This is a genomic window from Streptomyces sp. NBC_00631, assembly GCF_045206895.1.
Taxonomy (GTDB): Bacteria; Actinomycetota; Actinomycetes; order Streptomycetales; family Streptomycetaceae; genus Streptomyces.
The window spans coordinates 9,282,034-9,293,861 of the sequence record NZ_CP107734.1 but is presented as its reverse complement, the minus strand read 5'-3'; the positions used below and the strand labels follow the sequence as shown (position 1 = coordinate 9,293,861).

The 11,828-nt window shown below is 68.3% G+C and carries 6 protein-coding genes; 4 read left to right on the top strand and 2 right to left on the bottom strand.

All coding sequences use genetic code 11. The annotated features are described in order from the left end of the window. Positions 1-18 precede the first annotated feature (18 nt). The 4 genes from OHB00_RS42215 to OHB00_RS42200 all read left to right on the top strand — a co-directional run bounded on the left by OHB00_RS42215 (position 19) and on the right by OHB00_RS42200 (position 10,227). Positions 19-2,985, top strand: coding sequence for a helicase-related protein (locus OHB00_RS42215; RefSeq protein ID WP_406443060.1), 2,967 nt, complete (start codon positions 19-21; stop codon positions 2,983-2,985). Further along, positions 2,985-7,061, top strand: a complete 4,077-nt coding sequence (locus OHB00_RS42210; RefSeq protein WP_406443058.1) for an Eco57I restriction-modification methylase domain-containing protein — start codon at positions 2,985-2,987, stop codon at positions 7,059-7,061. The genes OHB00_RS42215 and OHB00_RS42210 overlap by 1 nt, the downstream gene beginning before the upstream one ends. 33 nt (positions 7,062-7,094) lie before the next feature. Continuing rightward, complete coding sequence (locus OHB00_RS42205) at positions 7,095-8,237, top strand: EcsC family protein (RefSeq protein ID WP_406443056.1); 1,143 nt, start codon at positions 7,095-7,097, stop codon at positions 8,235-8,237. Between the two features lie 343 nt (positions 8,238-8,580). Continuing rightward, positions 8,581-10,227: a hypothetical protein gene (locus OHB00_RS42200; protein WP_406443054.1), complete on the top strand. Its 1,647-nt coding sequence runs from the start codon at positions 8,581-8,583 to the stop codon at positions 10,225-10,227. Positions 10,228-10,252: 25 nt separating this feature from the next. On the opposite strand, the gene OHB00_RS42195 is transcribed toward OHB00_RS42200, so the two are convergent. Both OHB00_RS42195 and OHB00_RS42190 read right to left on the bottom strand, forming a co-directional pair. Continuing rightward, a complete protein-coding gene (locus OHB00_RS42195; RefSeq protein ID WP_406443052.1) occupies positions 10,253-10,435 on the bottom strand; it encodes a DUF397 domain-containing protein in 183 nt (60 codons plus the stop codon). Further along, entirely contained in the window at positions 10,432-11,316 is an 885-nt protein-coding gene (locus OHB00_RS42190; RefSeq protein WP_406443050.1) for a helix-turn-helix domain-containing protein, read from the bottom strand. Before OHB00_RS42190 ends, OHB00_RS42195 begins: the two co-directional genes overlap by 4 nt. Positions 11,317-11,828: the final 512 nt, after the last annotated feature.

Below are 11,828 nucleotides of genomic sequence, written 5' to 3'. Positions count from 1 at the left end.
GAGGATTTGAAGATCGCTATGGCATTCACGTACTCCGCCGGATCCCTGGTGAAGGCCCGTGGCCGCGAGTGGGTGGTACTCCCCGAGAGCGAGCCCGACCTGCTCGTCCTGCGCCCGCTCGGCGGCTCCGACGACGACATTGCGGCGGTGTTCCCCTTCGAGCCCGTCGAGGAGGCCCGCTTCGCCCGGCCGGAGCCGACCGACCCCGGTGACCAGCGGGCGGCGGGCCTGCTGCGCACGGCCCTGCGGGTGGGCTTCCGCTCGGGCGCGGGCCCGTTCCGCTCGTTGGCCGGCATCGCGGTGGAGCCGCGCGCGTACCAGCTGGTGCCGCTGCTCATGGCCCTGCGCCAGAAGACCGTCCGCATGCTGATCTCCGACGACGTCGGTATCGGCAAGACCATCGAGGCGGGCCTGATCGCGAGCGAGCTCCTGGCGCAGGGCGAGGCGAGCGGCCTGGCCGTGCTCTGCTCCCCGGCCCTGGCCGAGCAGTGGCAGCAAGAGCTGCGCGGCAAGTTCGGCATCGACGCGGAGCTGGTGCTGTCCTCGACGGTGTCGCGCCTGGAGCGGGGCCTGGACCTCGGCCAGTCCCTCTTCGACCGCTACCCCAACGTGATCGTCTCCACGGACTTCATCAAGTCCACCCGCCACCGCGACGACTTCGTACGCCACTGCCCCGACCTGGTGATCGTCGACGAGGCGCACACGTGCGTGGCGGCCGACGACACCTCGGTGAGCGCCCAGAGCCAGCTCCGCTACGAGCTGCTGCGCCGGGTGGCGCAGGACGCCGAGCGCCATCTGCTCCTGGTGACGGCGACCCCGCACAGCGGCAAGGAGTCGGCGTTCCGGAACCTGCTCGGCCTGGCCAAGCCGGACCTGGCGCACGTGAACCTGGAGTCGGAGACGGGCCGGAAGCTGCTCGCCCAGCACTTCGTGGCCCGCAAGCGGGCGGACGTACGCCAGTACCTCACGAAGGAGGACGGCCTGGCGGACGACTCCCTCGCCGAACGCACCGCCTTCCCCTCGGACCGCTTCTTCAAGGACGAGACGTACAAGCTGTCCCCCGAGTACCGGGCCCTGCTGGACGACGCGATCGCCTACGCGAGCGAGCGAGTCGAGGAGGCGGGCGGCCAGGGCAAGCGTGAGGCCCGTATCGCCTGGTGGTCGGCGATCGCCCTGCTGCGCTCACTGGTGTCGTCCCCGGCGGCAGCCGCGCAGACCCTCACCACCCGTTCGGCGGCGGCGATCGCGGCGTCGGCGGAGGAGGCCGACAAGCTGGGCGCCCCGCTGAACAGCGACGCGGCGGACAGCGACGCGCTGGAGGGCATGGACGTGGCGCCGGGCGCGGAGACGGACGAGGGCCCGGTGAAGTCGCAGCTCGCCGGCCTGGCCGAACTGGCAGCGCAGTTGAAGGGCCCGGAGAAGGACCTCAAACTGAAGTCGCTCATCAAGCACCTCAAGGCGCTGCTGGCCGACGGCTACAACCCGATCGTCTTCTGCCGCTACATCCCGACGGCCAAGTACCTGGCCGAACAGCTCGCGAACGACCCGGAGACCAAGAAGCGCGGCCCCCTGGGCGCGAAGACGGTCGTCAAGGCGGTCACCGGCGAGCTGTCCCCGCAGCAGCGCATCGAGCGGATCGAGGCGCTGGCGGCGGAGGCCGGCGAGGACGCGACGGCCCGCCGCGTCCTGATCGCCACGGACTGCCTCTCGGAGGGCGTCAACCTCCAGCACTACTTCGACGCCGTCGTCCACTACGACCTGGCCTGGAACCCGACCCGCCACGACCAGCGCGAGGGCCGCGTCGACCGCTACGGCCAGCGCCGCGACGAGGTCCGCGTCATCACCCTCTACGGCGACGACAACGGCATCGACGGCAAGGTCCTGGAGGTGCTGATCAAGAAGCACCGCCAGATCAAGAAGGACCTCGGCATCTCGGTCTCCGTCCCCGACGAGCTGTCGACGGGCGTGACGGACGCGATCGTGGAGTGGCTGCTGATGCGCGGCCGGGAGAACGAGGACGCGCTGTTCAGCGCGGACGCGTTCAAGGTGAGCACGGCGAAGCTGGACAGCGACTGGAACTCGGCGGCGGAACGCGAGCGGCAGTCCCGCTCCCGGTTCGCCCAGCGTTCCATCCACCCGGAGGAGGTGGCCCGCGAGGTCGCGTCGATCCGGGAGGCGCTGGGCGGTGCGGGGGAGATCCGGACGTTCGTACGCGAGGCGCTGGGCGCGCTGGGCGCCGTGCTGCGGGGCGCCGACGGTGGTGGCCGCGAGTCCGGGGACTTCACCGCCCAGGTCGGCGGCACTCCCGCGGGCCTGCGGGACGCCCTGGCGCCGGTGGTGGGCGCGGAGGTGGTGGAGAAGGACCGCGAGATCCCGTTCCGCGGCGACCCGGCGGTGGCACGCGGCGAGGCGGCCCTGGTCCGCACGGACCCGGTGGTCGGCGCACTCGCGTCCCACGTCCTCAACGCCGCGCTGGACACCCAGGCGGAGGGCGCCCGCCCGGCCCGACGCTGCGGCGTCATCACGACGGACGCGGTCAGCACGAGGACGACACTGCTGCTGGTCCGCTACCGCTTCCACCTCACGCTGCCGTCCCGGAGCGGCGAACGGCAGCTGGTGGCGGAGGACGCCCGCCTGCTGGCCTTCGAGGGCGCGCCGAAGAACGGGGCGTGGCTGACACCGGAGCAGGCGGCGGCCCTGCTGGAGGCGACGGCGTCGGAGAACACCGACCCGCACTTCGGGGAGCGCACGATGACCCGCATCCTCGGTCAACTGTCGGATGCGAATGGGTACTTGGAGTCGTACGGCGATGAGCTGGCCGCCGAACTGGACGCGGCCCACCGCCGCGTGCGGGCCGCCTCCGGCGAGATCGTCCGAGGCCTGTCGGTCACCGCCCAGAAGCCCGCCGACATCCTCGGCGCCTACGTCTACCTGCCCGCCGCCGCTTCTGCTTCTGCTTCTGTTCCGGTTGGAGTGTCCGCCTGATGTCCGCCACCACCCGCAACCAGGTGTTCACCGCCGTCCACACGGTCGGGGGGCTGCTGCCGGCTGACATGCTGGTACGGATCTCCGAGGGCAAGGACGTCCCCGGTTCCAAGCCCGCCGACTACGGCCTGCCGTCGTCCCGTTCGGTACGGGACGAGGCCGAGCGCAGCTGGGAGTACCTCAAGCCGCTGTGGCGCGAGCTGCGCAAGCGCCTGCCGGAGGACCGGGAGACGGGCGTACCGGCGAGTGACCCCACCGGGCTCGCGGACAACGACTGGCTGACCCCGCTCTGGCGAGAACTGGGCTTCGGCCGCCTCACGCACATCGGTGCGGCAGGCATCACCGCCGACTCCGACGCGGAGAAGAAGTTCCCGGTCTCCCACCGCTGGCACCACGCCCTCATCCACCAGGCGGCCTGGAACGCCGAGCTGGACAAGCGGCCGGGCGGCGCCGGCACGGTCCCGCCGCAGTCGATGCTCCAGGAGTGCCTGAACCGCACCGAGGCCCACCTGTGGGGCGTCCTGGCCAACGGCCGCCAGGTCCGCCTGCTCCGCGACTCCAGCGCGCTCGCCACGGCGTCGTACGTCGAGTTCGACCTCGAAGCGATCTTCGACGGCGAGCTGTTCAGCGAGTTCGTGCTGCTGTACCGGCTGCTGCACGCGTCGCGGTTCGAGGTGGCGGAGGGGGCGGCGCCGTCGTCCTGCTGGCTGGAGAAGTGGCGCACTGAGGCCATCGCCTCGGGCACGCGCGCCCTGGACCAGCTCCGCAAGGGCGTCCAGCAGGCGATCACCGCGCTGGGCACCGGCTTCCTACGGCACCCGGAGAACACGGCGCTGCGGGAGGACGTCCGCCCGAAGCCGTTGCAGGCCGCCCTGCTGCGCATGGTGTACCGCCTGCTCTTCGTCTTCGTCGCCGAGGACCGCGACGCGTTGCTGTCGCCGGGGGCGGACGGTATTGCGCGCGAGAGGTATGAGACGTACTTCTCGTCGGCGAGGCTGCGGGCGCATGCGCGGAAGCGCCGGGGCACGGCGCACGGTGACCTGTACGAGGCCCTGCGGATCGTCCTCACGGCACTCGGCGACGAGAAGGGCCGCCCCGAGCTTGGCCTGCCCGGCCTCGGCGGCCTGTTCAACGACACGGAGGCGGACGCCCCGCTGCGCGACCTGAAGCTCTCCAACGAGGCCCTGCTGACGGCCGTACGCCACCTGTCCCAGGTCCGCGACGGCAGCTCGGGCCGCTGGCGGGCGGTGGACTACCGGCACCTGGACGCGGAGGAACTGGGCTCGGTCTACGAGTCCCTGCTGGAGCTGGAGCCGAAGTACAGCGCGGCCGAGCGTACGTTCACGCTCGTCGAGGTGGCGGGCAACACCCGCAAGACGACGGGTAGTTACTACACGCCGTCTTCGCTGATCGAGTGCCTGCTGAACTCCACGCTGGACCCGGTGATCGAGGATGCCGTACGGCGTGGTGAGGAGGAGGCGGCGCGATCGGGCGCGGCCGATCCGGCCGATGCGATCGTCAAGGAGCTGCTGTCTTTGACGGTTTGCGACCCGGCGTGCGGCTCCGGGCACTTCCTGGTGGCGGCGGCCCGCCGCATCGCCAAGCAGGTCGCGGCTGTCCGGGAACGCAACCCGGAGCCCACCCTGGACGCGGTGCGCCACGCCCTGCACGAGGTCGTCGCCCGCTGCATCTACGGCGTAGACCTCAACCCCATGGCCGTGGACTTGGCCAAGGTGTCCTTGTGGCTGGAGGCGCTGGAGCCGGGCAAGCCGTTGAGCTTCCTGGACGCGCACGTCAAGCACGGAAACGGCTTGATCGGCGCCACGCCCAAGCTGCTCCGCGACGGCATCCCCGACGAGGCGTTCATCGCGACTGAGGGCGACGACAAGAAGCACGCGAAGGCCCTGGAGAAGATCAACCAGCAGGAGCGGGTGGGCCAGGGCAGCCTGTTCGACCTGGGCGGGGAGGCGGTCAGCGTTGCCAACACCGTGTTCGCCAGCGGCCTGCGCTCCATCACGCTGGCCCAGGCGGAGGAACTGACCGACGTCCGCCGGCAGGAGGACGCGTACGAGAAGTGGACCGGCTCGTCGGACTACCGGCGGGCGCTGCGGGTCGCTGACGCGTGGTGTGCGGCGTTCGTGTGGCTGAAGACGCCGGAGGCGCCTCGGCCGGTGACGTACGCGGTGTTCAAGGCGCTGGAGGATCCGAGCGGCCAGGGGGTGGTTGAGGAGACCAAGGCCGAGATCAAGCGACTGCGTAAGCAGTTCTCCTTCTTCCACTGGCACTTGGAGTTCCCAGAGGTGTTCTCCGTCCCGGAGGACGGCCGTGGCGTGTCGCCGGACACCGGTTGGGCCGGGGGCTTCGACTGTGTCGTGGGGAACCCGCCGTGGGACAGCGTTGACTTCCGCGAACAGGAGTTCTTTGCGCAGCGGGCACCCGAGATCGCGGAGGCGTCGAGGACTTCCGTACGCAAGAAGATGATCGAGGCGCTCAAGGACTCGCCGGACACGCTTCCGCTGTACGAGGAGTTCGAGGCGGGCAAGCGGAAGGTGTACGCCGAGAGCCACTTCCTGCGGCGGTCGGGCCGGGTCCCGCTGACAGGGCAGGGGAATCTCAACACGTACGCGGTCTTCACGGAGACGGATCGCATACTGCTCGGACCCACGGGACGGGCGGGGGTGATCGTTCCGACGGGAATCGCGACGGACGCACGGACGCAGCACTTCTCCGGGGACCTGGTGCGGCGTGGGGCGATTGCGGCGCTGTACGACTTCGAGAACGCAGCGCCCCTCTTCCCTGGCGTGCACCGCTCGTTCAAGTTCAGCATCCTGTCCATGGTCGGCCGTTCCCTGCGCGAACCGGCGGCTCGATTCGCCTTCTTCCTCCACGACCCGGCTGAATTGGACGATGCGGAGAAGGCGTTCACACTGGCGCCGGACGAAATTGCGCTGCTCAATCCCAACACGGGCACGCTTCCGGTGTTCAGGTCGAGGCGGGATGCCGAAATCACTCTGGGTATGTACCGACGACTCCCCGTGCTCCTGAAGGAACGCTCGCCCGACGGAAACCCGTGGAACGTAGTGCTCTATGCCATGTTGCACATGAGTCATGACTCGGCGCTCCTGCATCCGCGTGATGAACTTGAGGCGTCTGGCTGGCGACTTGAGAGCAACGTCTTTGTCAAGAATGGGGAACAGATGCTTCCCCTGTATGAGGCGAAGATGCTCCACCACTACGACCATCGGTGGGCCACCTATGACGCCGGGGGCGAGGTTCGCGCTTTCACATTGGACGAGAAGGACGACCGCGATGCTCTGGCTCTGCCCCAATACTGGGTAGCGGCGAAAGATTTCCCGTCTGGCAAATACGACAAGGGCGGCGGAGAGATCACCATTCCGGGAGTCCTCACTCGCCTCGCAGGAAAGGGGTGGAAAGAGGGCTTCCTGCTCGGATGGCGTGACATCTGCCGCGCCACAGATGAGAGAAGTATGATCAGTTCTCTGATGCCAGCGACAGGCGTTGGAAACAAGTTCCCTCTGGCCCTTACACGCTCAGCGGAATTGCTGTGCGCCGCCTGGTCATCATTTGCCTTCGACTTTGCTGCTCGCCAGAACATCAGCGGCGCCAATCTGAACTTCTTCATTGTCAAGCAACTCCCCGTTCCCTCTCCCGTGCAGCTTGCGCCTCACGCACCCTTCATCGCTCCCCGAGTCGTTGAACTGGCTTACACCACCAGCGACATGGCAGGCCTCGCCACCCACCTCGGCGACAAGGGCGCGCCCTACCGGTGGGACGAAAAGCGTCGTCGGAGTATCCGCGCCGAACTCGACGCCCTTTTCTTCCACCTCTATGGCGTCTCCCGCGAAGACGTCGACTACATCCTCGACACCTTCCCAATCGTCCGCCGCAAGGACGAAGCGAAGTACGGCACGTACCGCACCAAGGAACTGATCCTCTCAGAGTACGACCGCATGGCCGCCGCCGGCCTCACCGTGGAAAACCCGCTCGTCGAAGACGAAAACTACACCTCCACCCTCACCCCGCCCCCGGGCCACGGCCCGCGCCACCCCGCCTGACCACTCGCCCCAGCGACAGGAGCGCCACGGACCATGAGTAACCCGCAGGACTCGCAGCAGCCCAGACCGCTGCCCTCGGACTACGAGCTCGACGCATGGCGTGCCATCCAGCAGTTCAAGGGCCGCCCGCTGTCACGGGCGATGACTAACGCCGGCGAGCAGGTTGCGAACGGTGTCTCGGCGCTCGGCAAGCGTGCCGCGAAGCAACTGGAGAACCACCCCCGGGCGAAGTCGGCGCTATCGCGTGGACAGGACATCGTCGCCAAGGGCGCTCAGAAGGTCGGCGCTGGGGCGCGCGGAGCCGCCGACGCTCTGCCGGACTGGAGCGGCACTGCCTTTCAGTCCGTACGCCAGACGGTGGGGCGCGTCTCCCGAGCAGGACTCTCCTCCAAACGCGTGGTGGCGCTGCACACGAAGCGTGGGCACGACGTCGCGTCGCTCTCCGACCTGCGCCGCCTCGACCTCAAGCAGATCGACGCTGTCCGTGGGCGCGGGGCGAGTTGGTACTACCCGGCCGCCGCAGCGCTTTCGGGAGCGGGCGCGGGGCTGGTGATCTCCGGAGGAGAGTTCGTCATCGCCGCCTCGGCCGGTGCCGCGTCAGCGCCTTCGGGAGGTGCGATCGCGGGCGCTTTCGCCGCCGACACCGCGGCCGTCCTCGGACTCGCGTCCCGCGCCGTCGGCCATGTCTCACTGTTCTACGGCTACGACCCCGAAGAGCCTGTCGAGAAGCTTTTCGTGATGTCTGTCGTCAACGTCGGGACGGCGAGTTCGGCCACCGCCAAGAACGCCGCGATGGCCGACATCTCGCGGCTCACTCAAGCACTCTTCCGCGGCAAGGCGTGGGACGTCCTGAACGACGCGTTTGTCACCAAGGTCTCCCAGCAGTTCGCGAAGGCGTTCGGCTTCCGGCTCACCAAGAAGGGACTGGGCAAGGCCGTACCCGCCTTCGGGATCGTCGTGGGAGGCACCCTCAACTGGACCACTCTGGAGGGAGTCGTCGACGCCGCCGACATGGCATACCGGCGGCGGTTCCTGCTGGAGAAGTACCCGCATCTCGCTGACGATGAGGCATCCGCGTCGTTCCCCGACACCGACCCGGACGTCCCGGACGACGCCGACGAAGCGATCAGCCTGCTCGATGAGATAGCCGAGGCGGGCGGACCCGACCTCCACTGACTCGGTGTCCCGGCGGTGGACGTCACCATGTGACCGCCGGACGAACACGATTCAGGCCGCCACCGCAAACCCCACGAACCGTGAACACTCCTCACGCCACCGTAAGGACTGGGCCCAGTACGGTGCGTACCCCACCAAGGAACTGATCCTCGCCGAGCAAGACCGCATGACCGCTGTCGGCCTCACGCTGGTGTCCCGCCCGTCGAAAGCGAGAACTACACCTCTCCCGCGCACCCCACTCCCGAGCCACGGGCCCCGCCACCCCGAAAGCCGATCCACAGCCTCTCCAAGTAGCAACCAGGCGGTCGGTCAGCGTTGACCGGCCGTGTCGAAGGGACCGCCGATGGAACCTCGCGGCTACCGCATGGTCGTGTCGACCCTGCAGGACTACGTGACCACCACCGCCCTCACCGAACGCCAGCTGTACGCCTGGCTGGAACAGAAGCGCTACGACACGTCCGCGCTGGACGAGGGCCGCAACGACATAGCCGCTAACGTCACGCTCGACCGTGACTCGGCATCAGGCCTGCGAGGCGCATACACCCGCTGGCGCATGCGCGAGACTCCGTCCCCGCAAGTCGGGACCTGGCAGTCCACGCTCACCATCCGCCGGGACCATCGGGACACCGAGGACCGCACCTGGCTACAGGTTGACATCGAGCACATGCCGCTGTCTTCCGACATGCCGCCGACCCGCGCCAACACGCCCGGTATCGCACGCCTCCTCCTCGATTCCCTCGATGCCAGGGACGGCCTCGCCGAGGTGAAGGCGAAGCCCACCTTCATCGAGCCGGAGGACGTCCAGGAGGTCATCGAGGAACTCTGCGACGAGCAGCGCCGCCTCCCCGTCGTCGTCGCCACCGTCCCATATGGTGCCGACGCCGACAGCTACGCCGAATCCACAGTGGAGACCGCCTGCAAGTACCTCCTCGGCCTCGCCATCCTTTACGTTCTCTCGCCCGAGGCCCAGCCCGCCTTCAACAGGGCTCTCGAATTCCACCCTGTGTTCGGCGGTGGTATCCGCACCTACCTCCCCGGCATAGACCCTGCCTGGAAACCGGACGCCCAACGCCACCCGGTGATGTCACGGCGAACCCTTGAAGCGGACGTACACCGAGCCGCAAAAACCCTCGCTCTCCTCCCTCAACGCCTAGCATTGCGGCAGCAGTTGCCCGGCGCGCTCGCATCGCTGCCCATCCAGCGAACCAGGCCGCGTCAGCAAGCCCACGGTTCCGACCTCGACAAGCTGACCGTCGAGAACAAGACCCTCAACGCACTCCTTGATGAGGCCGAACATATCGAGGCGACCCGGACGCAGGAGATCAGCGGACTCAACGCGGACCTGGAGAAGGCGGACCGTGCCGCAGATGAACTCCGCGGCGAGAACGAGGAGTTGTACGAGCAGTTCCAGGCCGTCCAGCGCCGCGCCCGCTTCCTGCAGGAACAGCTCAGAAACGCCGGCGAGTTCGGAGCCGCCAACGCCGAGCCCCCGGCTCCCGACATCGTCTACCCGGAAACCTTCTCCGACCTGCTCGACCGCCTCGGCGAACTCCCGCACCTCTCCTTCACCGGCAAGCAGAAGACCACCCGCGACCTCGACAGCCAGTCGGTGGACAACTGGCTCCACGTCGCCTGGGACGCTCTCCTCGCCCTGAACCACTTCGCCAAGGCCTCGGCGGACGGTACCGCGAGCGGCGACTTCCTCAGCTGGTGCAAGAGCGAGAAGTCACACGCCTACCCGTTCCCGGCGGCCAAGGTCGCGATGCGAGAGTCGGACACCGTCGCCCGCAAGGACAAGCTCCGTCGGGAACGCATGCTTCCCGTTCCCACGTCGGTGGACCCCGCCGGCGAGGTCTTCATGCAGGCGCACCTGCGCATCGGCTCGGGCAACACCATCGCTCCGCGCCTGCACTTCTACGACGCCGGACCGGCGACAGGCCTTGTGTACGTGGGGTACCTCGGCCCGCACCTGCGCAACACCCTGACCTGACGGCGCGGTAGGGATCAGGCCTCGGTCACGAACCCACGAATGCCACGAACTCCGTCCAGCGATCTCGCCCCACGGCGAAGTGCGGGCGCGCCACATCCTTGGAGTCCCGGACGCATATGGCCTGTTCGGTGACGGCGATCTCAATGCAGTCGTCACCCGAGCTGCCGCTGTAACTGGACTTGAACCAGACGAGTTCCGTCGTGCTCATAGCTCTCCTCGCAGTCGCTCCAGCAGACCCCGCGAGTCTTGGGGGTTCAGGGCCTGCGAGCGCAGTGTGTCATAGCGCTGCTGGAGGAGGCGCACCTCTTTACGGTCGGAGATCAACCGACCGTTCTCCTGACCTTCGGAGTACGCCAGCCGTCGCCCTTCCGGCGTCTCCAACAGCCGTACCGGACCGTCCATGCAGGCATGGAACTCGATCTCGGTCGGCATGACTTGGAGCATCACGTTGGGGGGTGCCGTCAGCTCCAACAAGAGGTCCAACTGCCCCCGCTGCACGTCACGACCCCCCAGCCTGCGCCGGAAGACGGACTCCTCCACGATGAAGTGAAACGGCACCGTCGGCCGGTCGTGCAGCATCCGCTGCCGCTCCAGTCGCGCCTCGATCTGGGCCTCCATCTGCTCCTCGGTCAGCAGCGGCAGCCGGTTCTCGAACAGGGCCCGCGCGTACCCCTCCGACTGCAACAACCCCGGCATCAACCGGCACTCGTACGTGTACAGACTCACCGCCACCCGCTCCAGCCGAGCCCACTGCCGGAACCAAGCCGCAAGCCCCACATCCCCCCGCCCCCGCGTCACGTACTTCGACGACTTCCGTAAGGCCCCGGTGTTCCCCAGCAGCTCTTCGGACCGCTCGACATACGCCTCGTCGGCCAGCCGCCGCCCCAACTCCACAGAGGCCACCGTGTGTTTGGAGTACCGCACCAGCTCCGCGAACTCGGCCCTGCTGTACCCCGCGTGCTCGCGCAGCGCCTGGGCCACCGCCCCGAACGTCCGCAGACTGTCCGAGGGGTCGGGCTCACGATCCGGCTCGCCGCCGGTCGACTCCCTGTCGCCGCCATCGGCCATGATGTCGATGCCGCCCGTCATACGCGGCCACCTCCCGTTCCGTACACGCACTGTCCGTTAGCCCCACGCCGACAGTCCTCAGAGTGGCGGAAGTCCCCGCGCACCGTCCACAGAGCGTGTTCGTACGATGACCCAGCGTACGAATCGCACTCCTTGAGTGCCCCTCGCAAGGCCCCGAAGATTTCCGGACCACCAGGGCCCGGTGCACGCAGCCTGTGGGCTCCTCAGAGCCTGGGGCAGCGGCAGGCCGGGCAAGTGTGGGTCCCGTAGATGCTGCCCGCCGTCGTACACGTGCAGGGTGAAGGTCTCCGGCCCCGGAGCGCCGGCCGCGTCGCAGTCGTCCAGGACCCGCTCAACCCGCTTCCACAGCCGTACCGGTCCGCCCTCACGCACAGCCGAGCCCCTCCGCCAGGGGGCAAGAATGGCGGCGGAACCGGTGACGACGTTCACCAAGTGCGCCGCTTCACCGACGGCGGCCATCCGCGCATCGGGGCAACGTACTTTGGGCGAGGAACCGCACGTGGAACACCTAT